Below are 21,928 nucleotides of genomic sequence, written 5' to 3'. Positions count from 1 at the left end.
CTCAGCCCTCGGCGACGACGGCGATGGTGTCCCCGGGGTTCACCATCGCCGAGTCCTCGATGACGAAGCGCTCCAGGGTGCCGGCGGCGTCGGAGTGGACCTCGGTGAACTGCTTCATGATCTCGACCATGCCGATGACCTGGCCGGCCTCCACGCGGTCGCCCTCCTGGACGTACGGGTCCTTGTCGGGGCCGGGCTTGCGGTAGAAGACGCCCGGCAGCGGGGACTGGATCTCGGCCATGGTGTGTCCTTTCGAGCGGAACGGGCAGACGGGGATCGTGGGTCAGCGGGTGGCGGCTGCCAGGTGGGCGTCGATCGCCTCGCGGACGGCGCGGGCGACGGCCGGGGCGCCGAGGGCGTCGGAGTGCACGCACACGGAGTCGAAGCGCATCGGCAGCGGCGTGCCGTCCTCGGCGGCGACGGCCCCGGTGGTGAGGGCCCGGGTGACCCGCTCGGCCGCGGCCTGCGGGTCCGTGGCATGCGGGGTGCGCTGGATGATCAGCCCGCCCTCGGCGTTGTAGTCCAGGTCCACGTAGAGCTCGGCGACGAAGGGCACCCCGCGCTCGGCGCACACGGCCTCGTGGGCGGTGCCGGCCATGCCGAGCACGGCCACCCCGTAGTCGGCGGCGACGGCGGCGACGGACTCCATGAGGGCGGCGTCGCGGGCGACCATGCCGTAGAGCGAGCCGTGGGGCTTGATGTGGTGCAGCTCGGCGCCGTGCTGGAGGAGGAAGCCGGTGAGCGCGCCGACCTGGTAGCGGACCAGGGACTCGACCTCCTCCGCGGTGAGGACCATGGCCCGGCGGCCGAAGCCCCACTGGTCGGGCAGGGACGGGTGGGCCCCGATCCGCACGTCGTGGCCCACGGCGGCGGCGACGGTGGCCGACATGATGTCCGGGTCCCCGGCGTGGAAGCCGCACGCGACGTTGGCGAGGTCCACGATCTGGAGCAGCTCCGGGTCGTTGCCGAAGCGGTGCAGGCCGATGCCCTCGCCCATGTCGGAGTTGACGGTGGGTCGGCTCGGTGAGGTGACCATGCTCAAGGGTAGGAACGCGGCGCGGCCACGGAAACGGGTACGGCGCCCCCCGGGGCGTAAAAGCCGGTCCGTTACGTGCGTGGAACGAAGCCGGTCCAGGGCGCCCCGCGAGGGTCGGGTCCATGAGGACACAAGATCTCCACCGCCCGGAAACGTGGTGGGCACATCCGGCGGGCATCCTGGGAGCGCCGCGCGGTGCGGCGGGGAGCAGGGGGTGGATCATGAGCAGCCGGTGGATCTGCGGAACGGCGCGGGCGCGGCCCGGGGACCGGGTCGAGGCGTGGGACGGCAGGCGCGTCCGGCACGTCGGGACCGTGGCGGAGGTGGCGCCCCACCTGCGGGTGCTGTGGATCGTGGAGTCCGGCACCGGGACGAAGAAGCTCATCCCGCTGGACGACTACCGCCTGCGCCGCCTGCCCGAGGCCCGGCCCGCCTGAGCGCCTCCACCCGCAGGACGTCACACGTGCCGGCGGGGCGGGAGGTGCACGGCCGCCGCCCACGGCTTTACGGGCGCGAAACAGTGCCGACACCGGGCGGCATCACGGCCCTCCTAGGTTCGTCACCGAACCCCGCCCACCGAAAGAAGCCGCCATGTCCGAAAAGCTCCTGCCTCCACCCACCGCCCCCGCCACCGCGGGCTCCTCCGTCCCGGCCGCCCCGGACCGGGACGTCTCCCAGGCCACCAAGGAGTCCCTGGAGGACTACACGCTGCGGTTCGCCCCGCGCTCCTACCGCAAGTGGGGCCCGGGGGTGGTGGCCACCAGCGCGCTGGGCGGCATCGCGTACCTGGCCGACTTCTCCATCGGCGCCAACATCGGCATGGCCCACGGCACCACCAACGCGCTGCTGGGCATCCTCGTGGCCGCCGTCATCATCTTCACCACCGGCCTGCCGCTGGCCTACTACGCGGCCCGGTACAACATCGACCTGGACCTGATCACCCGCGGCTCCGGCTTCGGCTACTACGGGTCGGTGGTCACGAACATCATCTTCGCGACCTTCACCTTCATCTTCTTCGCCCTCGAGGGCTCGATCATGGCCCAGGGCCTGGAGCTGGGACTGGGCATCCCGCTGCCCGTCGGCTACGCCGTCTCCACGCTGATGGTGATCCCGCTGGTGATCTACGGGATGAACACCCTGGCCAAGCTGCAGGTGTGGACCACCCCGCTGTGGCTGCTGCTCATGGTCGTGCCCCTGGTGTACCTGGTGCTGGCCAACCCGGAGTCCGTCACGAACTTCTTCGCCTACCAGGGCCAGGGCGGGGACGGGCAGGTCAGCCTGGCCGCGGTCATGCTCGCGGCCGGCGTGTGCCTGTCCCTGATGGCCCAGATCGCCGAGCAGATCGACTACCTGCGCTTCATGCCGCCCAAGACCGCCGCCAACAGCCGCTCCTGGTGGACCGCCGTGGTCCTGGCCGGTCCGGGCTGGGTGGTCTTCGGCGCGCTTAAGCAGGCCATCGGCCTGTTCATCACCGTCTACCTGCTGGCCAAGCTGGACCCGGCCGCCTCCGCGACCGCCAACCAGCCGGTGCACCAGTTCCTGGGCGTCTACGAGGAGATGATGCCCACCTGGCTCGCCCTGTCCCTGGCGGTGGTGCTCGTGGTGATCTCCCAGATCAAGATCAACGTCACCAACGCCTACTCCGGCTCCCTGGCCTGGACCAACAGCTTCACCCGCCTCACCCGGCACTACCCCGGCCGGCTGGTCTTCGTGCTCGTCAACCTGGCCATCGCCCTGGTGCTGATGGAGGCGAACATGTTCGACTTCCTCAACGCGATCCTGGGCTTCTACGCCAACTGCGCCATGGCCTGGGTCGTGACCGTCGCGGCCGACATCGTGCTCAACAAGTACCTGCTCAAGCTCTCTCCGAAGGTCCCCGAGTTCCGCCGCGGCATGCTCTACGCCGTCAACCCCGTGGGCTTCGTCTCGATGCTGCTCTCCGCCGGGATCTCGATCGCCGTGTTCTTCGGCGCCTTCGGGGCTGGCGTGCAGCCGTACTCCCCGATGTTCGCCGTCGGCATCGCCCTGCTCTGCCCGCCCCTGCTGGCCGTGGCCACCCGCGGCCGCTACTACCTGCGGCGCACCGACGACGGCATCGACCTGCCCATGTTCGACGCCGACGGCAACCCCTCCGACGCCAGGCTGCTGTGCCACGTCAGCGGCCTCGAGTTCGAGCGCCCCGACATGCTCCTCTCGGCCGAGCCGGGCCCGAACGGGGAGAAGCAGTACATCTCCTCCCTGGCACTGGCCACGGACCGGACCGGGCGGTACGTGCTGCCGGCGCAGCGCTGACCGCCGGAGCCGGTGCGCGAGCACCGGCGCGGCCCCCGCCCCGCCGTGACGCAGGGCGGGGGCCGGCGCCGTACGCTGACGCCGTGCCCTCTCCAGAGCTCCGGCCCACGACGGCGCAGGTGCGCCGCCTGCTGCGGGACCAGCTGCCCTCATCCCTGCGGGCGCTCGCCGAGGCACGCCTGGAACCGGCTGCACAGGGGTGGGACAACGCCATGTTCCGGCTCGGGCCGTCCCACGCCGTGCGCCTGCCGGTGCGCCGCGCGTCCGTGCCGTGCCTCCTCCACGAGATGCGGTGGACGGCCGAGGTCAGCGCGCCGCTGGACGCCCTGGGCATCGCCGCCCCCCGGCCGGTGTTCGGCGGCCGGCCCGGCGCCGGCTACCCGTGGCCCTGGCTGGTCACGCCCTGGATCGAGGGCGAGGCCGTCGCCACCCTGCCCGTGGCGGAGCGCGGCCGGATCGCCGGCGACCTGGCGGGGGCCCTGACCGCCCTGCACCGTCCCGCGCCGGCCGCCGCCCCGCGGAACCCCTACCGCGGCGTCCCGCTCGCCGACCGGATCGCCTCGGTGGGTCCCCGGTGGCCGGCGGTCGCGCAGCGGATCGGGACGGAGCGGACCGGGCAGCTGCGGGCCGTCGTGGAGCGAGGGCTGCGCGCCGAGCCGTGGGGAAGGCCGCCGGTGTGGCTGCACGGCGACCCGCACCCGTGGAACCTCGTGCAGCGGCAAGGGCGGCTGGCGGGCGTCGTGGACTTCGGGGACGTCTGCGGGGGAGACCCCGCCTCCGACCTCGCCACCGCCTGGCTGACCCTCGACGGCCCGCAGCGCGCGGCGTTCCGCGCCGTCGTCGACGCCACCGGGACGTACGACGACGCCGTGTGGGCCCGCGCCGCCGCCTGGGCGGCGCTGCTGGTGGGCGTCCTCGCCGCGGATCAGGCCTCCGCGCGGCAGTTCGGGCCGGTGGTGGAGCACGCCGCCGCACAGCTCGATGCCGTCGGTGGGCTGGAGCCGTGAGCGCTGCCGGGGTGACGTGAGGTCCCTCACCCGGGGGATACCGGAACTCCCGTGGGTCTGATCCGTGATCCTCCCGCGCCTGGAGAGGCTCCGGGACGGGACGCTTCCGCCCCGGAATACCGGGCTTTTTCGCGGCCGGGCCGGGGGCTCGCGCCGGTTGTCCCCCAAACAGTGGATGCACTTCTTATGATGCATTTGCAACTGATCCGCACATGCGAAGGGGATACACCATGAAGAAGATGGCAGCAGGAATGGCCGTGCTGGCCGCCGCCGGGTTCACCGGCCTGTCGATGGCTCCGGCCTCGGCCGCGCAGATGTTCCAGAACTGCACCGAGGCCAACAACGCGGGTCTCTACAACATCCCGGTGACCTCCCCCGCCTACAGCCCCGATCTGGACCGTGGAGGCGACGGGGTCGCGTGCGAGGGTGACATCGCCTTCGACGCCACTCGCGTGCCCGGCTATGTCGCCCCGGTGGCTCCGGTCGCGCCTGGTCAGTCCGATGACGCCGTCTTCGACAACTGCACCGAGGCCCGCGCCGCCGGGCGCGTCAACATCCCCGTCGGCGACCCGGCCTACGGCCTGCACCTGGACGCGGACCGCGACGGCTTCGGCTGCGACGCCGACGGCACCGACGACGGCATCTCGTTCCACGAGATCATCGACTGGGTGCCCGCGGAGTGGAACACCGGCCAGTACGACCAGATGGGGCAGGTCCCGGTCGGCGGCGCCGACACCGGTGTGGCTGTGGAGGAGTCCTCCACCGCGGGCGGCCTCGCCGCTGGCGGCGGTCTGGCCCTGGCCGCGGCTGCCGGTGCGGCGGTCGTGGTGCGTCGTCGCGCCGCCCGGGCGTAGTCCCGTTCCCCGGATCGAACGGATAGATTTCTCCCCGTGAGAAGTTCATCCGCCGACCGCCGCAGAGGCCGCCTGGCCTCTGCGGCGGTCGCGCTCCTGCTGCTGACCGGGTGCTCCGGCACCGCCACCGTGCAGTCCGAGGCGTCCTCCGGTCCGGCCACGACCGCGTCCGCCACGCCCTCGGCGTCGGCTACGGCCTCGCCGACCTCGTCGGCGACCCCGACCCCCGCGGGGACGCCGAGGCCCAGCCGGTCGCCGTCCGCCGCTCCCACGTCCGCCGGGCAGCCGGCGGTCATGGCGGAGTCCGAGCCGGTGTCCGTCCGCATCCCCTCCGTCGGCGCCGAGTCCGAGCTGCTCCGGCTCGGCCTGCGGGAGAACGGTTCGCTCGAGGTGCCGCCGGGCGATCCCGGGGCCCCGGCCTCCTGGTACACCGGCTCTCCGACCCCCGGGGAGCGGGGCCCGGCCGTCCTGCTCGGGCACGTCAACGCCACCGACGGCGGCCCGGGCGTGTTCGCGAGGCTGCGCGAGCTGCGGGCCGGGGACACCGTCGAGGTGACCCGTGAGGACGGCACCACGGCGGTGTTCGCCGTGGACCGCGGCGAGCAGTACGCCAAGGACGCCTTCCCGACGCTGTCGGTCTACGGCAACACGGCGGGCGCGGAGCTGCGCCTGATCACGTGCGACGGCTACGACCCGGCCACCGGGCTGTTCGACGACAACTACGTGGTCTACGCGAAGCTCGTCGGCTGAGCGGGCGGGCACGGACGGCGTCGCCGCCGTGCCCGCCCCGCCGGGCGGCTCACCAGCGGGGGTGGACGCTCTCCCGGAAGTACTTGTCGTAGATCCGGCGGACCCCGTCGTCCAGCTGCCGCCCCAGGTCCCCGGTGTCCGCGGCGGAGGCGTTGGCGCGGGCCTGCTCGACGTTGCGGGCGCCCGGGATGACCGTGCTGACCCCATCCTGGGCGATGATCCAGGCGATCGCCGCCTGGACGGTGGTCACCCCTTCCGGGAGCAGTCCGGAGAACTCCCGGACGGCCTCGAGCCCCTGCTCGAAGTCCACGCCGGAGAACGTCTCGCCGACGTCGAAGGCCTCGCCTGAGCGGTTGTAGTTGCGGTGGTCGTTCTCGGGGAACCGGGTGTCCTTGGAGTACTTCCCGGACAGCAGTCCCGAGGCCAGCGGCACGCGGGCGATGATCCCGACCCCGGCGTCCCGGGCCGCCGGCAGCACCGCGTCCAGCGGCTTGAGCCGGAAGGCGTTGAGGATGATCTGGACGGTGGCGGTGCTGCCGCGGGCGATGGCCGCGAGCGCCTCGTCGGTGCGCTCCACGCTGACGCCGTAGCTGCGGACGGCGCCCTCCTCGACGAGGGTGTCCAGCGCGTCGTAGACCTCGTCGTCGCTGTAGACCGGTGTCGGCGGGCAGTGCAGCTGGACCAGGTCCAGGGTGTCGGTGCCCAGGTTCTTCCGGGAGCGGTCCACCCACTGCCGGAAGTTCGCCAGCGTGTAGTTCTCGGGGACCTGCTCGACGCGGCGGCCCATCTTCGTGGCCACCGTGATGTCCAGCTCCGGGTGGTCCCGCAGGAACGCGCCGATGGTCTGCTCGCTGCGCCCGTCGCCGTAGACGTCGGCGGTGTCGAAGAACGTCACCCCGGACTCCACGGCCGCCTGCAGGACCGCGGTGGCCTCCGCCGGGTCGACGTCGCCCCAGTCGGCGCCCAGCTGCCAGGTGCCCAGCCCCACGGTGGAGACGGTCCGTCCGGTTCTGCCCAGCGTGCGTTGTTCCATGTTCGAGTTCCCGTTCCGCGATCGGTGGAGAGGTCGTCGGGCGGCATGCCCTGGGCACGACGATAGTGCGTTCCCGGGACGACGTCCCGGGGACGCACCGGTGCGGGGGTGTTCCCCGTCACTGTGCTTTCCGGCGGCCCCGTGTACAGTCGTCAGCAGTTGTTGAAGTTTCGTTTTTGCATTTCAAGCAGTTCGCCCGGTCCGGGCGCAGCAGTTTTTCTGAGAAGACGTTTTGGCAGGCATCGCAACGCCCGAGCACCCCGAGATCCGGGGACGCTCCGCTTTTCAGAAGGACAGGTCCAACATGACTACTGGCATCGTCAAATGGTTCAACGCTGACAAGGGCTTCGGCTTCATCACCCCCGAGGACGGCTCCAAGGACGTGTTCGCGCACTTCTCGGCCATCAACTCCGGCGGGTTCCGCGCCCTCAACGAGAACGACCGCGTCGAGTTCGAGACCCAGGACGGCCCCAAGGGCCCCCAGGCCGCGAACATCACCGTGATTGCGTGATGTCGCTCTGACGCCTCCGGCGCCGTGCTGATCTGATCAGCCGCGACGTCGACCAGGAATCGCCACCCGGCCGCCGGCCGGGTGGCGATTCCTGTTTCCGGTGGGTCAGGAGGACTGCTGCCCGGCGGCCGCCTGGTCCAGGAGGTCGCACAGGTCGAAGACGTACTGCGTGGGGGTCCCGGTCATCTCCGCCGACACCACCGGGGGGATCTCCTCGCTCTGGCCGAGGGGGGACTCGAAGGTGACCGTCTCCTCGAAGGTTCCGGTGAGGAAGACGAACGCCTCGGGCAGGCCGGCCTCGGCTAACGCGGCGGCCTCCACGTCGTCGAAGGGCAGCACGATGCCCGTTCCTCGGGCGTCGAACGTCACCGTTGTGCCGTCGGCGGAGTACGTCTCGAAGACGTGCACGAACGCGCCGAACTCGTCGAGCGTGGCGCCGTCGGAGGCCCGGGTGATGTCGGCCGTGGCCCGTCCGCGGGTCTCGATGACAGTCTCGCCCTCCTCGGTCACGAGGACGCGGGACTCCAGCTCGCTGACGTCGCCGGGGGCGAGCGTCACCTCGTCGTCGCAGACGGCGGAGGTCTGTGCTGCGGCGGCGTCGGCCGGGACCGGCACGAACCGGCCGTGGGTCGAGGGCGGCGGCCAGTCCTCCTGGGCGACCGCGCCGGAGGCGGCGGGCCCGGCGACGGCGACGAGCGCGACGGCGGCGGCGCCCAGGATGCGCTGGGTGGTGTGCATGGCGGAAGTCCTTCCCGGCTGGTCGCCGGGGACCACGCCCCGTGGCGGTCCCGGAAGGGGACGCGCGGACCCGTGTCCCGCGGCGGTGGAGTGGGTGGGAGGGGCGGATGAGCATTCCCGCGGCTCCGCGGCCAGTGTCCCACCGGGTCCGGCGCGGGGTCCTGGCGTGGGCGGGAGCGACCCCCGATCGTTATGGCGGCCTGCTGGGGTCCGTCACATCGGGACGCACGGACCGGTCCGCCGCGTTCGGACGTGCCCCGTCGGGCCGCGGTGGCCCGGTTCTGCGCGGGAAGTGCTCCCTCGACACGGACCCGCACCTCGAGGTCACGATCCGGCTACTGACATTGCAGTCGCCAACGCTTTACGATGCGCCTGCAAACGCTCATTCCGAGAGATCGCGGGGGGACTCCATGAACAGCAGCGCAGCGGACGTGGCACTGGCGGCGGGGGTGGGGCTGTGCGCCCTGTCGGCGACCCCGGCCACGGCGGCCTTCGCCTTCACCGACTGCTCCCAGGCCGCCGCGTACGGCGTCCACAACATCCCCGCCGACTCGCCCAGCTACGGCGCCCACCTCGACGACGACGCCGACGGCATCGTCTGCGAGAGCGCGGACTTCCCCTTCGACCCCACGCGCATCCCCGTCGAGATCAGCCCCGGGGTGTACCAGCACCACATCTACGACTGGGTGCCCGGCGCGGGCCCGTACTCCCAGATGGGGGAGGTGCCCCTCGGCGGCGCCGACACCGGCGCGGCCGTGGAGAGCTCCTCGGACCTGAGCGGTCCCGCCGCCGTCGGCGGCCTGCTGCTCGCCGCGGGCGCGGCCGTGGCGGTCCGCCGCCGCGGCGCCCCGGCGTAGTCGCCCCGCCCGGGCCGACCGGACAGGTTCCCCGCCGTGCTGACCCCGACCGGTGACCGCCGCAGGGGCCTCCTGGCCTCTGCGGCGGTCGTGCTCCTGCTGACCGGCTGCGCCGGCACCGACCCTGCCCCGACCGCGGCCTCGGCGGAGCCGGTCGCGACCACGGCCGCGCCGCCCTCGCCCGCCCCGTTCCGGACCTCCGCGTCCCCGGCACCGGCGTCCTCGACCGCCGCACCTCCCGGGCCGGCTCCCGCGCCGCCGGCTCCCGCGCCCCCCTCGACGCCGCACGCCCGGCTGCCCGTCCTGGCCGCCGCCGCGCCCGTGTCCGTGCGCATTCCCGCCACCGGCACCGAATCCGTGCTGCTGAGCCTCGGCCTGCGCGCCGACGGCTCCCTGGAGGTGCCCCCGACCTTTCCCGGCGCCCCGGCCTCCTGGTACACCGGCTCGCCCACCCCGGGCGAGCGCGGGCCGGCGGTGCTGCTCGGCCACGTCAACGCCACCGACGGCGGGCCCGGGGTCTTCGCCGGCCTGCGCTCGCTGGCTCCCGGGGACCGGATCGAGGTGGCCCGGGAGGACGGCTCGACGGCGGTCTTCGCCGTCGAGCGGGGGGAGCAGTACCCGAAGGACGCCTTCCCCACGCAGGCCGTCTACGGCAACACGGCGGGCGCGGAGCTGCGCCTGATCACGTGCGACGGCTACGACCCGGCGACGGGCCTGTTCGACGACAACTACGTGGTCTACGCCAGGCTCGTCGCCTGAACCTCCGCCTGCCGGTGGAACCCCGCGCGAAAAACTTCGGAATCCGACCCGTCCACCGCCCCCATGGTGCCGAACAGGGGATACGCACGTCGTCGACGTGCACCACCGGCACTACGGAAGAGGCCCCTGATGAACACGAAGATGCGTCTGCTCGCCGTTCCCACCCTGGCCCTGGGCGCCCTGGCGCTGCAGGCCGCCCCGGCCATGGCCCACGAGTCCGACATGTGGTCGACCCAGGCCACCCTGAACACCCTGAACGACTCCGGCACCACCGGCCAGGCCATGGTCGAGGTGCACGGCACCCAGGCCACCGTCACGGTGGACGTCACCGGCGCGGCCGAGACCTTCATGGACGGGCCCTTCCCGCACGCCCAGCACATCCACATCCACGGCCAGGGCACCTGCCCGGGCCCCGAGGCCGACACCGACGGCGACGGGGTGGTCAACACCACCGAGGGCCACCCCTCCTACGGCATGATCGGCACCTCGCTGACCACCGAGGGCGACACCAGCCCCGACTCCGGGCTGGCCGTGGAGCGCTTCCCCGGCGGCAGCGCGTACTCCTACGAGCGGACCTTCGAGCTCGACGCGGCCACCAGCGAGGCCCTCAAGGCCGGCACCGCGGTGATCGTCGTCCACGGCGTGGACCCGGCCAGGATGCCCGCCGCCGCGGCCGAGAAGATGTCCGACCTGGACCCGGCGCTGCCCGCGGCCGCGACCCTGCCCGCCGCCTGCGGCACCCTGACCTCCACCCAGATGGGGGCCATGCCCGAGGGCGGGGCCGACACCGGCGTGGCCCAGGAGACCGGCTCCACCACGGAGGCCGTGGCCCTCGGCGGCGGTCTGCTGGCCGCCGTGGCCGGTGGCGCCTGGGCGCTGCGCCGTCGCGCCGCCCGGGCCTGATCCCACGGCACGGTTCCTGCCATGACGGGATCCCGCTCCGGCCGCCGCGCAGGCCGGATGACCTGCGCGGCGGCCGCCGCCCTCCTCGCCACGGGCTGCGCCGCCGGGCCCGGCGACGGCACCGCGGCGGCTCCCGGCACCACGTCCCCGGCCGCACCGGTGCCGGCGTCGCCCGCCGCCGATGCCCGGTCCGGTTCGCCGTCCGGTCCAGCGTCCGGCCCGCCGTCCGCGGCGCCGGGCGTCCGGGCCGCGCCGGGACCCCGCGTGCTGGAGGCCTCCGAGCCCGTGGCGCTGGAGATCCCGGCGACGTCCACCCGGACCGAGCTGCTGCACCTGGGCCTGCGCGAGAACGGGTCCCTGGAGGTCCCGCCCGAGGGCCCGGGCTCCCCGGCCGGCTGGTACGCCGGTTCCCCGACGCCGGGGGAGCGCGGGCCGGCGGTGCTGCTGGGCCACGTCAACGCCACCGGCGGCGGGCCCGGGGTCTTCGCCGGGCTGCGCTCGCTGGCTCCCGGGGACCGGATCGAGGTGGCCCGGGAGGACGGGAGCACGGCGGTCTTCGTCGTCGACCGGGGACAGCAGCACGCCAAGGACGACTTCCCCACCCTGGAGGTCTACGGCAACACGGCGGGCGCGGAGCTGCGGCTCATCACCTGCGACGGCTACGACCCGGCGACGGGCCTGTTCGATGACAACTACGTGGTCTACGCCTCCCTCGAGGCCTGACGCCGGCGGGGCGCAGGAGCGGCCGCGCGTCCCGCCGCACGGTGTTCCCGGATGTGGCACAGTGCTGGGGACACCTGCTCCGCCGCGTCGCGGCACCCGGAACGGACAGCGAGAACGGATGACTGAACGAGGAACCGGCATCGGCCGGGAGGGCCGCACGCCCTGCGGGCTGCCGGACCGCGCCGTCCCGCAGGAGGGCCCGGACCTCGGGGACCTGCTGCGGCGCAGCGGCACGGGGGACGAGGCGGCGTTCGCCCAGGTCTACGACCTGACGTCGGCCAAGGTGTACGGCCTGGCGGTGCGGGTCCTCCGGTCCCCGGAGCTCGCGGCCGAGGTGGTCCAGGAGGTCTACCTCATGGCCTGGCAGCAGTCCGCGCGCTTCGACCCGGAGCGCGGCACGGTGCTCGCCTGGCTGTGCACCATGGCCCACCGCCGCGCGGTGGACCGCGTCCGCCAGGTCCAGCGCGAGCGCGACCGCGAGCAGCAGTACGAGAGCGGGCGGGCGGAGATCCCCGCCGACGAGACCTGGCAAGGAGTCGAACACGCCATGGAGACGCAGGAGGTCCGCGCGGGGCTCGGCGCGCTCACGCCGATCCAGCGGGAGGCCGTCTCCCTGGCCTACTACGAGGGGTGCAGCCACCGGGAGGTGGCCGAGCGGCTGGAGGTGCCGCTGGGCACGGCGAAGGCCCGGATCCGGGACGGCCTGAGCAGCCTGCGCACGGCACTGGGGGTGCAGCGATGAACGAGAGCCACGACGTCCACGACTCCGCGGCGCTCTACGCGGTGGACGCGCTCGAGCCCGAGGAGCGCGCCCGGGTCGAGGAGCACCTGCGGGAGTGCCCGTCCTGCCGCCGGGAGGTGGCCGAGTACGCCGAGGTGGGGGCGCACCTGGCCGGGGCGGTGGCCCAGGAGCCGCCGCCCTCGCTGCGGGAGGATGTGCTCGCCGGGATCCGGGGCACCGCGCCCCTGCCGGCGCCTGCCCCGTCCGCCGCGACGGCCCCGGTCGTGTCCCTGGAGGAGCGGCGACGCCGCCCCGGGCGCCGGCCCGGGCGCTGGCTGACCGCCGCCGCGGCGGCCGTGCTGGTGCCCTCCGTGGCCCTGGGCGGCTGGGCGCTGGGGGTCCGCGGCGAGCAGCGCCAGCAGGAGCAGCTCGCCGCCCAGGCCCAGCAGGAGCAGGCCCGGGAGAACCAGCTGCTGGCCGCCCCCGACGTCGTGACCCGCACCCTGGAGCTCGACGGGCGGACCGCCACGGTGGTGGCCTCGCAGCAGGCGGGCGCGGCCCTGGTCGTCTCCGCCGGCCTGCCCGACCCCGGCGAGGGCCGGGAGTACCAGCTGTGGCTGATGCAGGACGACGTGCCCGTCCCGGACGTGCACTTCGCCGGCGGCGAGGTCCGCACCTGGCTGGAGGGCGACGTGGCGGACGCCGCGGCGGTGGCCATGACGGTCGAGCCGGCGGGCGGCTCCGCGTCGCCCACCCTGCCCGTGGTGGCGCTCGCGGAGCTCTGAGCCCGCCCCCGCCCTGTGCGGGGACGTGCGGGCGGCCACCACCGTGGCCGACGGGAGGCGGTCACCTCCCGTCGCGCAGGTGCTCCACGAGCGCCTCGGTGACCTCCGCCGGCCGCTCCTCCGCGAGGAAGTGCCCGGCCTCCAGCGCGCGGCCCGTGGTGCGCGGGAAGTGCCGCCGCCACAGCTCGATCGGGTCCTCCCGGGCCCCGACCCGGCCCCTGGCGCCCCACAGGACCAGGGCCGGCACGTCGCGCTGCTCGTGCTCGTCGGCCCGGTCGATCTCCACGTCGGGCCCGGCGGCGGCCGCGTAGTCGCGGCACCACGCGTCCACGACCTCGGGGTGCCGTGCCGCGTCCTCGTAGGCCGCCAGCGCGTCCGGGTCGAACGCCACCTCCGTGCCGCTGAGGCCCTGCAGCGTCCGGCGCACGAAGTACACGGGGTCGTGGCCGATCAGCGTCTGCGGCAGCCCGCCGCCCTGCGCGAGGAACGCCCAGTGGTAGTAGCGCTGCACCATCCAGGCGTCCATCGACCGCCACACGTCCAGGGTGGGGAGGATGTCGAGCAGGGCCACGGACAGCACCGCGTCCGGGTGGTCGAACGCCATCCGGTGGGCGGTGCGGGCGCCGCGGTCGTGGCCCACCACGTGGAAGCGCTCGTGGCCGAGCTCCCGCATCATCGCCACCTGGTCGGCGGCCATGGCGCGGAAGGTGAAGTCCTCGCCGAGCGCGCGCGAGTGGCCGTAGCCCCGCAGGTCGGCGGCGACGACGGTGTGCTCCCGCGCCAGCACGGGCGCCTGGTGGTGCCACATGTGCGAGGTCTGCGGATAGCCGTGGAGCAGCAGCACCGGGGGTCCCTCCCCGGCGGTGTGGGCGTGGACGACCGCCCCCGGCACGGGGACCACCTGGATGTCGAACGCGGCGAAGTGCGGGGCCATGGCTGCTCCTGTGGATCGGGGCGCACGGGCCGCGCCGCTGCGGTGTCGGGAGGGGCGTGCCCGCCGAGGGCCCCGAGACCGATGGTGACGGGTCGCGGGGCGCCCTGTCCACGGCCGGGGGCTCCTGCCGTCGAGCGCGTCCGGTGCGTCAGGGCGTCCGGTGCGTCAGGGCGTCCGGTGCGTCAGTGCGTCAGCGCCGCTTCGACCTCCGGGGCGAGCTGGGCCGGCGTCGTCGTCGGGGCGTAGCGGCGGATCACCTGCCCGTCCCGGCCCACGAGGAACTTCGTGAAGTTCCACTTGACCGCGTCGCCGAGCACACCGCCCTTCTCCTCGCGCAGCCACGTCCACAGGGGGTGGGCGGCGGCGCCGTTGACGTCGACCTTCGCGAACAGGGGGAACGAGACGCCGTAGTTGCGGCTGCAGAACGCCCCGATCTCCTCCTCGGTGCCCGGCTCCTGAGCGCCGAACTGGTTGCTCGGGAAGCCCAGCACCACGAGGCCCTGGTCCCGGTACGTCCTCCACAGCTCCTCGAGCCCGGCGTACTGCGGCGTGAACCCGCACTTGCTCGCGGTGTTGACCACGAGCACCACCTGCCCGGCGTACTCCGCCAGGGCCTGCTCGCGGCCGTCGAGGGTGGTGGCGGTGAAGTCGTGCAGCGTGGTCACAGGGGCCTCCGGGAGGGTCGAGGGTCGGTCGCGCCCTCCCATCATGCGGGAGCCGGGGCCGATCAGGGAGCGGGACGGGTCCAGCCGAGCCACTCCACGGCCCGCAGCGCGACGTCCCGGGGCACGGTGTGGCCCCCCTCGAACTCCGCGTACTCCACCTCGTAGCCGTCCTCCTCCAGCGCGGGCACGATCCGCCGGCTGGTGCGGCCGACGGGCAGGACCTCGTCGGCCGTGCCGTGGGAGACGAAAATCCGCGGGCGGCCCGTGCGCCCGGCGGGCGGGACGAAGCCGGGCGAGAACGCCAGGACGCTGCGGAACAGCCCGCCGTTGGCAAGGCCCACGCCCAGGGCGTAGGAGGCGCCGTCGGAGAACCCGGCCACGCCGACCCGCTCGGGGTCCACGGCGGCCAGGTGGAAGGCCCGCCGCAGCGACCGGTCGAGCACGTCCACGTCGGGGCCGTACGCGCCGCGGACGCCGTCCCACGTGGACTCCCGCGAGGCCGGGGCGAGCAGGACCAGCCCGTGCAGGTCGGCGACGCCCCGCAGCAGCGCCACGGCCCCTTCGGCGTGGCCGCCCGCGCCGTGCAGCACGACGAGCAGCGGCGCCGCCGCCGGGCCCACCCGGGGCGGGACGTAGAGCAGGGAGTCCCGCCTCCGCTCCACCTCCAGCGCGTGGCTGCCCGCCGCGGGCGGGGCCGCGCTCGGCACGTCGCCGGGGCGGGCCGTCAGCGCGGCGCGGTCTCCGGAACCGTCCATGGGGATCCTCCACTCAGCGCACCCGCACAGCAGGGCCACCAGCCCGGCGTGGCCGGCGGCCGCCAGAACAGCGCGACGGGTCGTCACGGTGCCGACGCTACTCGTCCGCGGACCCGGCGGCCGCCCTTGTCGTGCTCGGTGACGCAGATTACACTCCGTAGAGATCAGATATCTGATCTCCACTGCCGACGGACCTGTCGAGGAGGACACAATGACCACCGCCCCCACTCCTGCCCGCACCGTGGTGCTCACCGGCGCCGCCTCCCCGCGCGGGATCGGCCTGGCCGTGGCCCGCCGGCTGGCCGCCGAGGGCTCCGCCGTCGCGATCCTCGACGTGCGGGGCGCCGAGGAGGCCGCCGCGGCGATCGCGGAGGAGGCCGGGGTGCCGGCCCTCGGGCTGAGCGTGGACGTCACCGACGCCGCCTCCGTCGACGCCGCCTACCGCCGCGTCGAGGCGGAGCTGCCCCCGGCCACCGGGCTGGTGAACCTCGCCGGGATCGCCTCGCCGACGCCGTTCCTCGAAATCACCCCCGAGGAGTGGGACCGCGTCTTCGAGGTCAACGTGAAGGGCGCCTTCCTGGTCACCCAGCGCGCCCTGCCCGCGATGATCGAGGCCGGGACCGGGCGGATCGTCAACCTGTCCTCCATCTCCGCCCAGCGCGGCGGCGGCACCTTCTCGAAGGTCGCCTACAGCGCGGCGAAGGCCGGCATCATCGGCTTCACCCGGGCCGTGGCGCGGGAGGTGGGCGAGCACGGGATCACGGTCAACGCGGTGGCGCCCGGGCCCGTCGACACCGACATCATGGGCGGCACCCTCTCCGACGAGCGCAAGACGGCCCTGTCCGCGGACTCCCTCATGAAGCGCGTGGCCAGCCGCGAGGAGGTCGCCGCGCTGATCTGCTTCCTGCTCGGCCCGGACGCCGGGATCATCACCGCCGCGACCTACGACATCAACGGCGGCCTGCAGATCTCCTAGGCCCCCGCTCTCCGCAGCCTCGGCTCTCCGCGGCTCCCGCGCGGGAGCCCTCAGCGGAAGGCCGACCCGCCGACCTTCTCGGCGATGTCGTCGAGGGTCTGCTGCATGTGGCCCAGCATCTGCCGGGCGGCGCCCTCGGTGTCGTGGGCCCGGATCGCGTCGAAGATCCTCCGGTGCCAGTGCATGGCGTGCTCCCGGATCTGCGGATCGCGGGAGGTCTCCAGGCGCACGACGTGCAGCACCTGCTCCAGCGGGCGGTACGCCGCGGCGAGGTAGACGTTGCGGGCGGCGGCCACCACGCCGGCGTGGAAGGCGAGGTCGGCCTCGGCGAAGCGCGGCCCCGGGTCGTCCCGGGACTCCTCCATGGCCGTCAGGGTCCCGGCGAGGACGGCGAGGTCCTCGTCGGTGGCCCGGGTCGCGGCGAGCCGGGCCACCTCGACCTCGATGGCCCGCCGCGCCTCGACGAGCTGGGTGGGCAGCTCGAGCCCGTCACCGCTGAGCCGGCCGCGGGCGCGGAGCACCTCGGCGTCCAGCGGGGACCACTCCTCGGGCGGGTTCACGAGGCTGCGCTTGCCGTGCCGCACGGACAGCACCCCGTGGCCCGCCAGAGCCCGGATGCCCTCGCGCACCGTCAGGCGCGAGACGCCGAAGCGCTCGGCCAGCTGCTGCTCCGGCGGCAGCTCCGTGCGCGGAGGGAACTCCCCGTCCGTGATGGCGGCCAGGAGGTCCCTGGCGGCGTCGTCGGCTCGCCGCGTGCTCATTGCTCGATGCCCGTCCTGGTCTCGGAGGTGACCGTGCCAGTCTAGTGCGCCGTTCCGGCGCCCCTTCTTGACGACGTGTCCTGCATCACACATGATATCTGATATCTGACAACAGAGGAGCCCCGGCTCCCGGAGATCGATGAGGACTCCATGACCACCACCACACTCGTGCTGCTGGGGCTCGCCGCCGTCGCGGTCATCCTCGGCCTGATCATCAAGGGCAAGGTGCACCCGTTCCTCGCCCTGATGATCGCCGCCGCCGCCCTCGCCCTGGCCGGCGGCATCCCTCTCGGGGAGGTCGTTCCCACGCTGACCACCGGCATGGGCAACACCCTGGGCAGCGTCGCGCTGATCGTGACCCTCGGCGCCATGCTGGGCCGGATCATCGAGGTCTCCGGCGGCGCCGACGTGCTGGCCCGCTGGCTGCTCGACAAGTTCGGCGAGAAGCGCGCCCCCTTCGCCCTGGGCGCCACCGGCTTCATCTTCGGCATCCCGGTGTTCGTGGACGTCGGGCTGATCGTGCTCATCCCCATCGTCTTCGGCGTCGCCCGCCGGCTCGGCGGCAACATGCTCGCCTACGCCCTGCCGATCGTCATCGCGATGCTGACCGTGCACGTCATCGTCCCGCCGCACCCGGGCATCGTGGGCGGCTCCGAGCTGCTGGGGGCCGACATCGGCCTGGTGCTGCTGCTGTCCTTCATCCCCGCGATCCCGATGTGGCTGTTCGGCCACTGGCTGGCCATGCGCCTGTCCCGCAAGGCCCACGTCGAGATCACGCACGACGACGTCCTGCAGAGCGTGGGCGGCTCCGGCCACACCGGCGTGGTGATGACGAAGGCGCCCAGCACCGGGCTCGTGCTCTCCATGATCGCCCTGCCGCTGCTGCTGATCATGCTCCAGACCACCAGCGCCCTCGTGCTGGCCGAGGGCAACCCGGTCCGGACCCTGCTGTCCATGGTCGGGGCCTCGCCGATGGCGCTGCTGATCGGCGTGATCCTGGCCTCGATCCTGCTGGGCTACCGCCGCGGCTGGGGCCGCGAGGAGACCGAGCACGTGATCAACTCCGCCCTGCCCCCGGTGGCCGCCGTCATCCTCATCACCGGCGCCGGCGGCATGTTCGGCTACGTGCTGCGCGAGACGGGCGTCTCCGAGGCCGTCGCCGACGTCCTCGGCGGCACCGGCCTGCCGATCGTCCTGCTGGCCTACATCATGGCCGCGCTCATCCGGGCCGCCCAGGGCTCGGCGACCGTCGCGATCCTCACCACGGCGCCCCTGATGGCCCCGCTGGCCGCGGCCCAGGGCCTGACCCCGGTGCAGACCGCCATCCTCGCGCTCGCGATCGGCGTAGGCTCCATGGCCCTGAGCCACGTCAACGACTCCCTGTTCTGGGTCTGGAGCCGCTACTTCCAGGTGCCCACGGGGGTGGCCCTGCGCACCTACACCGTGCTGTGCACGGCCACGTCCGTGGTCGGCTTCGTGGTGGTGTCAATCCTCTGGTTCGCCCTCTCGGGCCTGTCCTGACCCGCCCCTTCCGGAAGGAGCCCCGCGCATGAACCGCACCCTGCTCGTGCTCGACGACGACCCCACCGGGTCTCAGTGCGTGCACGACGTCGACGTGGTCCTCGAGCTCGACCCGGCCCCTGTGCTGGAGGTCCTCCGGCACCCCGGGCGCACCTGCTTCGTGCTCACCAACTCCCGCGCCCGGCCCGAGGCCGAGGCGGTGGCGCTCAACACCGGGCTCGTGACGGCGGTGCTGGCCGGCCTCGCCGCCGAGGGCCGGCCCCTGCCCCACCTGGTCTCCCGCAGCGACTCCACGCTGCGCGGGCACGTGATCGCCGAGCCCACGGCCCTGGCCGACGCGCTGGCGGGGCTGGGCGTGGCCGTCGACGGGTTCCTCTTCGCCCCGGCCATGATCGAGGCCGGGCGCTACACCGAGAACGACGTGCACTACGCGGTGCTGCAGGGGGAGCCGATGCCGGTGGGGGAGACCGACTTCGCCGCCGACGCCACCTTCGGCTACACCTCCTCCGACCTCAAGGACTTCCTCGTGGAGCGCTCCGGCGGGGCGATCGCCCGGGAGTCGATTCTCTCGATCGGCCTGGCGGACATCCGCGACGGCGGGGTGGCGGCGGTCGCGGCGATCCTGCGCCGGGCGAAGGACCGGGCGTGGGTGGTCGTCAACGCCACCGACTACGCCGACCTGGAGGCGGTCGCCGCCGCCCTGGCGGTGCTCGAGGCCGAGGGGAGGACCTTCGTCACCCGGTGCGGGCCGTCCTTCGTCCGCCCCCTCGCCGGGCTCGACGCGACCGCGCCGCTGGGCCCGGCCGACATCGAGGTGGGCCCGCACCGGCTGCCCCACGGGCTCGTGGCCGTGGGCTCCCACGTGGGCCTGACCAACCGCCAGCTCGAGCAGCTGCGCGCCCGGCGGGACCTGCACGAGGTCGAGCTGGACGTGCCCGCCCTGCTCGAGGCCGAGTCCCGGCCCGCCCACGTGGCCCACGCCGTCGCGCAGATCGTCGAGGCCTTGGCGGCCACCGACGTGGTGCTGTGGACCAGCCGCCAGCTGGTGCGCACCACCGACCCCGAGGAGTCGCTGGCCATCGCCCGGTCGGTCTCCGACGCGGTGGTGGAGGTCGTGCACGGGGTGGCCCAGCACCGCCCCGCGTGGGTGGTGGCCAAGGGCGGGATCACCTCCCACGAGGTCGCCCACCGGGCCCTGGGCATCCGCCGGGCCACGGTGGTCGGGCAGTTCTTCCCGGGCCAGATCTCCCTGTTCCAGCCCGTCGACGCCCCGGCCTCCACCCGGGGCGGGCCCTACGTGGTCTTCCCCGGCAACGTGGGCACCGAGTCCGCCCTGGCCGAGGTCGTCGACGTCCTCGACCGGGCCACCGCACGCACCCGGCCGGCCGGGCCCCGATCCACCGATTCCCAGTCCCAGGAGAACCAGTCATGAGCACGCTGCTGTCCGTCGGCTTCCTCGGCCTCGGCGCCATGGGCGCCCCCATGGCCCTCACCCTCGCCCGCGCCGGCTTCCCCGTCCGCGGCTTCGACGTCTCGCCCCGCGCCAAGGAGCACGTGGGCGACGCCGTCGAGGTCCTCGACGACCCCCGTGAGGCGGCGACCGGCGTGGACGTCGTCGTCGTCATGGTCGCCACCGGCGCCCAGCTGCAGGACGTGCTCTTCGGCGAGCGCGGGATCGCCGACGCGCTCGGGGAGGGCACGGTCCTGCTCGTCATGGCGACCGTCGGCCCCCAGGCCCTGGAGGCCGGCACGCAGGGGCTCGAGGGCCGCGGCGTGCGCGTCGTCGACGCCCCGGTCTCCGGCGGGACGGCCCGCGCCGCCACCGGGGACCTGCTCGTCATGGTCTCCGGCGCGGAGGCCGACGTCGCCGCGGTGCGCCCCCTGCTCGACGCGATGGCCGCCAACGCGCCGGTGGTCGGGCCCCGGGTGGGCGACGGGCAGCGTTTCAAGGTGGTCAACCAGCTGCTGTGCGGCGTGCACATCGCGGTGGCGGGGGAGGCGCTGGCCCTGGCGGACTCCATGGGCCTGGACCCGGCGCAGTGCCTCGAGGTGCTCTCGACCGGCGCGGCCACGTCCTTCATGTTCGAGGACCGCGGCCCGCGCATGCTGCAGGGCGAGGAGGCCGAGGTCCGCTCCGCCCTGGACATCTTCGTCAAGGACATGGGCCTGGTCACCGACGCGGCGCGGGCGGTGGAGCAGCCGGTGCCGCTGGCCTCGGCCGCCGAGCAGCTCTACGTGCGGGGCCGCCGCGAGGGCCACGGCCGGCACGACGACTCCGTGGTCTTCGACATCCTCCGCTCCCGCTGAGCCTCGTCCGGCGGCCCCGGCCGCCCGGGCCGAGCTCGTCCGGGCCGAGTCGTCCGTGCCGGTGAGTCCGCGTCCGCGGCCGCCGGCACGGGTGACTCGGCGGGGGAGGAGCCGCGACCTCGCGGGTGGGTAACGATCCCCGCCGCGGCCCTGCGGGGCCCGCAGCCCCGGCGTAGCGTGGAGCGTGTCGGAAGGAGCCCGTCATGGCGCAGCGCAACAAGCCCTGGCCCGCCGGGACGCCCTGCTGGGTGGACCTCGCCGTCACCGACCTCGGCCGCACCCAGGAGTTCTACCGGTCGGTCCTCGGCTGGGAGTACGGCCCGCCCCGGCCCGAGCACGGCGGCTACTGCACCGCCCTCGTGGAGGGCGGGCCGGTCGCGGGGCTCTCCCCGGCGGTGCCCGACCTGCAGGACGTCCCGCACGTGTGGCAGGTCTACCTCGCCGCGCGGGAGGCCCGCTCCTGCGGGGAGCGGGCCGTCGCCGCCGGCGCCACGCAGCTGATGGAGCCCACGGAGGTCGGCCCCCTCGGCACGATGGGCCTCTACACCGACCCCACCGGGGCGTCCTTCGGGACGTGGGAGGCCGGCGAGCACCTCGGGTTCACGGTGACCGACGTGCCGGGCGCGGTCACCTGGTGCGACCTCGTCACCCCCGACGTCGCCACGGCCCGCGACTTCTACGCCCAGCTCTTCGGCTACAACTACGAGGACGCCGGCCGGGACGGCCCCCCGTACGCCGTGTTCACGGTCCCCGGCGGGGACGCTCCCGGCGGCGGCATCGGCGGGACGGACCCCGGGGCGGGACACGCCGTGGCCGTCTGGTCGGTGTGCTTCCGGAGCGACGACGTCGGGACCGCCGTGCAGCGCGCGCGCGAGGCGGGGGGCTCGGTGCTGGAGGAGCCGTTCGACGTCGAGTACGGGCGGCTGGCGGTCGTCGGCGGACCGGACCGGGAGAGCTTCGCGATCATGACGCCGGCGGACCCCGCGCAGCGCTCCGGGCGCTCGCGGCCGGCTGTCAGGGGCGGGTCCTAGCCTGGGGCC

Annotated in this window: 25 protein-coding genes; 17 read left to right on the top strand and 8 right to left on the bottom strand. The window is 74.0% G+C overall.

What is annotated here, in order from left to right:
* Position 1 precedes the first annotated feature (1 nt).
* Positions 2-241, bottom strand: a complete 240-nt coding sequence (locus M3185_RS03530) for an acetyl-CoA carboxylase (RefSeq protein ID WP_251332292.1) — start codon at positions 239-241, stop codon at positions 2-4.
* Between the two features lie 42 nt (positions 242-283).
* Complete coding sequence (locus M3185_RS03525) at positions 284-1,036, bottom strand: 5-oxoprolinase subunit PxpA (RefSeq protein ID WP_251332291.1); 753 nt, start codon at positions 1,034-1,036, stop codon at positions 284-286.
* Positions 1,037-1,257: 221 nt separating this feature from the next.
* On the opposite strand from M3185_RS03525, the gene M3185_RS03520 reads away from it, so the two are divergent.
* The 5 genes from M3185_RS03520 (at position 1,258) to M3185_RS03500 (ending at position 5,939) form a co-directional block, all read left to right on the top strand.
* Positions 1,258-1,473 carry a hypothetical protein gene (locus M3185_RS03520; protein ID WP_251332290.1) on the top strand — a complete coding sequence of 72 codons (216 nt, stop codon included), beginning with the start codon at positions 1,258-1,260 and terminating at the stop codon, positions 1,471-1,473.
* A gap of 154 nt (positions 1,474-1,627) precedes the next feature.
* The gene (locus M3185_RS03515) at positions 1,628-3,328 is read left to right on the top strand and encodes a purine-cytosine permease family protein (protein WP_251332289.1); all 1,701 of its coding nucleotides are present in this window, start codon (positions 1,628-1,630) and stop codon (positions 3,326-3,328) included.
* Positions 3,329-3,411: 83 nt separating this feature from the next.
* Complete coding sequence (locus M3185_RS03510) at positions 3,412-4,335, top strand: aminoglycoside phosphotransferase family protein (protein ID WP_251332288.1); 924 nt, start codon at positions 3,412-3,414, stop codon at positions 4,333-4,335.
* A 230-nt stretch (positions 4,336-4,565) separates the two neighbouring features.
* The gene (locus tag M3185_RS03505; RefSeq protein ID WP_251332287.1) at positions 4,566-5,189 is read left to right on the top strand and encodes an excalibur calcium-binding domain-containing protein; all 624 of its coding nucleotides are present in this window, start codon (positions 4,566-4,568) and stop codon (positions 5,187-5,189) included.
* Between the two features lie 294 nt (positions 5,190-5,483).
* Complete coding sequence (locus M3185_RS03500) at positions 5,484-5,939, top strand: class F sortase (protein ID WP_251332286.1); 456 nt, start codon at positions 5,484-5,486, stop codon at positions 5,937-5,939.
* 49 nt (positions 5,940-5,988) lie between these two features.
* On the opposite strand, the gene M3185_RS03495 is transcribed toward M3185_RS03500, so the two are convergent.
* On the bottom strand, positions 5,989-6,972 hold the full coding sequence (locus M3185_RS03495; protein WP_251332285.1) for an aldo/keto reductase: 984 nt from the start codon (positions 6,970-6,972) through the stop codon (positions 5,989-5,991).
* Positions 6,973-7,276: 304 nt separating this feature from the next.
* On the opposite strand from M3185_RS03495, the gene cspE reads away from it, so the two are divergent.
* Positions 7,277-7,483 carry a transcription antiterminator/RNA stability regulator CspE gene (cspE, locus tag M3185_RS03490; protein ID WP_251332284.1) on the top strand — a complete coding sequence of 69 codons (207 nt, stop codon included), beginning with the start codon at positions 7,277-7,279 and terminating at the stop codon, positions 7,481-7,483.
* Positions 7,484-7,588: 105 nt separating this feature from the next.
* On the opposite strand, the gene M3185_RS03485 is transcribed toward cspE, so the two are convergent.
* Positions 7,589-8,221 (bottom strand): hypothetical protein, encoded by a 633-nt coding sequence (locus M3185_RS03485; protein WP_251332283.1) that lies wholly within the window; start codon positions 8,219-8,221, stop codon positions 7,589-7,591.
* 410 nt (positions 8,222-8,631) lie between these two features.
* Here M3185_RS03485 and M3185_RS03480 point away from each other — a divergent pair, with 410 nt between their 5' ends.
* The 6 genes from M3185_RS03480 to M3185_RS03455 all read left to right on the top strand — a co-directional run bounded on the left by M3185_RS03480 (position 8,632) and on the right by M3185_RS03455 (position 12,969).
* Positions 8,632-9,078 carry an excalibur calcium-binding domain-containing protein gene (locus M3185_RS03480; protein ID WP_251332282.1) on the top strand — a complete coding sequence of 149 codons (447 nt, stop codon included), beginning with the start codon at positions 8,632-8,634 and terminating at the stop codon, positions 9,076-9,078.
* A gap of 36 nt (positions 9,079-9,114) precedes the next feature.
* Complete coding sequence (locus tag M3185_RS03475; protein ID WP_251332281.1) at positions 9,115-9,837, top strand: class F sortase; 723 nt, start codon at positions 9,115-9,117, stop codon at positions 9,835-9,837.
* A 129-nt stretch (positions 9,838-9,966) separates the two neighbouring features.
* Positions 9,967-10,740, top strand: coding sequence for a hypothetical protein (locus tag M3185_RS03470; protein WP_251332280.1), 774 nt, complete (start codon positions 9,967-9,969; stop codon positions 10,738-10,740).
* A 264-nt stretch (positions 10,741-11,004) separates the two neighbouring features.
* Positions 11,005-11,463, top strand: coding sequence for a class F sortase (locus M3185_RS03465; protein WP_251332279.1), 459 nt, complete (start codon positions 11,005-11,007; stop codon positions 11,461-11,463).
* Between the two features lie 118 nt (positions 11,464-11,581).
* A complete protein-coding gene (gene sigK, locus M3185_RS03460; RefSeq protein ID WP_251332278.1) occupies positions 11,582-12,205 on the top strand; it encodes an ECF RNA polymerase sigma factor SigK in 624 nt (207 codons plus the stop codon).
* Positions 12,202-12,969 (top strand): anti-sigma factor, encoded by a 768-nt coding sequence (locus M3185_RS03455; protein WP_251332277.1) that lies wholly within the window; start codon positions 12,202-12,204, stop codon positions 12,967-12,969. Before sigK ends, M3185_RS03455 begins: the two co-directional genes overlap by 4 nt.
* A 61-nt stretch (positions 12,970-13,030) precedes the next feature.
* On the opposite strand, the gene M3185_RS03450 is transcribed toward M3185_RS03455, so the two are convergent.
* From M3185_RS03450 to M3185_RS03440, 3 genes are all read right to left on the bottom strand, one after another.
* Positions 13,031-13,903, bottom strand: coding sequence for an alpha/beta fold hydrolase (locus tag M3185_RS03450; RefSeq protein WP_251332276.1), 873 nt, complete (start codon positions 13,901-13,903; stop codon positions 13,031-13,033).
* Between the two features lie 182 nt (positions 13,904-14,085).
* On the bottom strand, positions 14,086-14,568 hold the full coding sequence (locus M3185_RS03445; RefSeq protein ID WP_251332275.1) for a glutathione peroxidase: 483 nt from the start codon (positions 14,566-14,568) through the stop codon (positions 14,086-14,088).
* A 62-nt stretch (positions 14,569-14,630) separates the two neighbouring features.
* A complete protein-coding gene (locus M3185_RS03440) occupies positions 14,631-15,410 on the bottom strand; it encodes an alpha/beta hydrolase (protein ID WP_251332274.1) in 780 nt (259 codons plus the stop codon).
* Positions 15,411-15,534: 124 nt separating this feature from the next.
* On the opposite strand from M3185_RS03440, the gene M3185_RS03435 reads away from it, so the two are divergent.
* Entirely contained in the window at positions 15,535-16,299 is a 765-nt protein-coding gene (locus tag M3185_RS03435; protein WP_251332273.1) for an SDR family NAD(P)-dependent oxidoreductase, read from the top strand.
* 50 nt (positions 16,300-16,349) lie between these two features.
* Here M3185_RS03435 and M3185_RS03430 read toward each other — a convergent pair whose 3' ends face one another.
* Complete coding sequence (locus M3185_RS03430; protein WP_251332272.1) at positions 16,350-17,060, bottom strand: FadR/GntR family transcriptional regulator; 711 nt, start codon at positions 17,058-17,060, stop codon at positions 16,350-16,352.
* Between the two features lie 150 nt (positions 17,061-17,210).
* Here M3185_RS03430 and M3185_RS03425 point away from each other — a divergent pair, with 150 nt between their 5' ends.
* From M3185_RS03425 to M3185_RS03410, 4 genes are all read left to right on the top strand, one after another.
* Positions 17,211-18,581 (top strand): GntT/GntP/DsdX family permease, encoded by a 1,371-nt coding sequence (locus M3185_RS03425; protein ID WP_251332271.1) that lies wholly within the window; start codon positions 17,211-17,213, stop codon positions 18,579-18,581.
* 28 nt (positions 18,582-18,609) lie between these two features.
* Positions 18,610-20,013 carry a four-carbon acid sugar kinase family protein gene (locus M3185_RS03420; RefSeq protein WP_251332270.1) on the top strand — a complete coding sequence of 468 codons (1,404 nt, stop codon included), beginning with the start codon at positions 18,610-18,612 and terminating at the stop codon, positions 20,011-20,013.
* Complete coding sequence (locus M3185_RS03415; RefSeq protein WP_251332269.1) at positions 20,010-20,888, top strand: NAD(P)-dependent oxidoreductase; 879 nt, start codon at positions 20,010-20,012, stop codon at positions 20,886-20,888. The genes M3185_RS03420 and M3185_RS03415 overlap by 4 nt, the downstream gene beginning before the upstream one ends.
* 203 nt (positions 20,889-21,091) lie before the next feature.
* Positions 21,092-21,919, top strand: coding sequence for a VOC family protein (locus M3185_RS03410; RefSeq protein ID WP_251332268.1), 828 nt, complete (start codon positions 21,092-21,094; stop codon positions 21,917-21,919).
* Positions 21,920-21,928: the final 9 nt, after the last annotated feature.

Origin of the sequence: Kocuria rosea (assembly GCF_023715525.1) — a bacterium.
Taxonomy (GTDB): Bacteria; Actinomycetota; Actinomycetes; order Actinomycetales; family Micrococcaceae; genus Kocuria; species Kocuria rosea_A.
The sequence above is the reverse complement of the archived record's forward strand: the minus strand, read 5'-3'. Positions and strand labels throughout refer to the sequence as shown.

Coding starts and splice junctions, on each gene's coding strand:
- M3185_RS03530 (WP_251332292.1), bottom strand. CDS start 241: ATGGCCGAGATCCAGTCCCCGCTGCCGGGCGTCTTCTACCGCAAGCCC.
- M3185_RS03525 (WP_251332291.1), bottom strand. CDS start 1,036: ATGGTCACCTCACCGAGCCGACCCACCGTCAACTCCGACATGGGCGAG.
- M3185_RS03520 (WP_251332290.1), top strand. CDS start 1,258: ATGAGCAGCCGGTGGATCTGCGGAACGGCGCGGGCGCGGCCCGGGGAC.
- M3185_RS03515 (WP_251332289.1), top strand. CDS start 1,628: ATGTCCGAAAAGCTCCTGCCTCCACCCACCGCCCCCGCCACCGCGGGC.
- M3185_RS03505 (WP_251332287.1), top strand. CDS start 4,566: ATGAAGAAGATGGCAGCAGGAATGGCCGTGCTGGCCGCCGCCGGGTTC.
- M3185_RS03500 (WP_251332286.1), top strand. CDS start 5,484: ATGGCGGAGTCCGAGCCGGTGTCCGTCCGCATCCCCTCCGTCGGCGCC.
- M3185_RS03495 (WP_251332285.1), bottom strand. CDS start 6,972: ATGGAACAACGCACGCTGGGCAGAACCGGACGGACCGTCTCCACCGTG.
- cspE (WP_251332284.1), top strand. CDS start 7,277: ATGACTACTGGCATCGTCAAATGGTTCAACGCTGACAAGGGCTTCGGC.
- M3185_RS03485 (WP_251332283.1), bottom strand. CDS start 8,221: ATGCACACCACCCAGCGCATCCTGGGCGCCGCCGCCGTCGCGCTCGTC.
- M3185_RS03480 (WP_251332282.1), top strand. CDS start 8,632: ATGAACAGCAGCGCAGCGGACGTGGCACTGGCGGCGGGGGTGGGGCTG.
- M3185_RS03470 (WP_251332280.1), top strand. CDS start 9,967: ATGAACACGAAGATGCGTCTGCTCGCCGTTCCCACCCTGGCCCTGGGC.
- sigK (WP_251332278.1), top strand. CDS start 11,582: ATGACTGAACGAGGAACCGGCATCGGCCGGGAGGGCCGCACGCCCTGC.
- M3185_RS03455 (WP_251332277.1), top strand. CDS start 12,202: ATGAACGAGAGCCACGACGTCCACGACTCCGCGGCGCTCTACGCGGTG.
- M3185_RS03450 (WP_251332276.1), bottom strand. CDS start 13,903: ATGGCCCCGCACTTCGCCGCGTTCGACATCCAGGTGGTCCCCGTGCCG.
- M3185_RS03435 (WP_251332273.1), top strand. CDS start 15,535: ATGACCACCGCCCCCACTCCTGCCCGCACCGTGGTGCTCACCGGCGCC.
- M3185_RS03430 (WP_251332272.1), bottom strand. CDS start 17,060: ATGAGCACGCGGCGAGCCGACGACGCCGCCAGGGACCTCCTGGCCGCC.
- M3185_RS03425 (WP_251332271.1), top strand. CDS start 17,211: ATGACCACCACCACACTCGTGCTGCTGGGGCTCGCCGCCGTCGCGGTC.
- M3185_RS03420 (WP_251332270.1), top strand. CDS start 18,610: ATGAACCGCACCCTGCTCGTGCTCGACGACGACCCCACCGGGTCTCAG.
- M3185_RS03415 (WP_251332269.1), top strand. CDS start 20,010: ATGAGCACGCTGCTGTCCGTCGGCTTCCTCGGCCTCGGCGCCATGGGC.
- M3185_RS03410 (WP_251332268.1), top strand. CDS start 21,092: ATGGCGCAGCGCAACAAGCCCTGGCCCGCCGGGACGCCCTGCTGGGTG.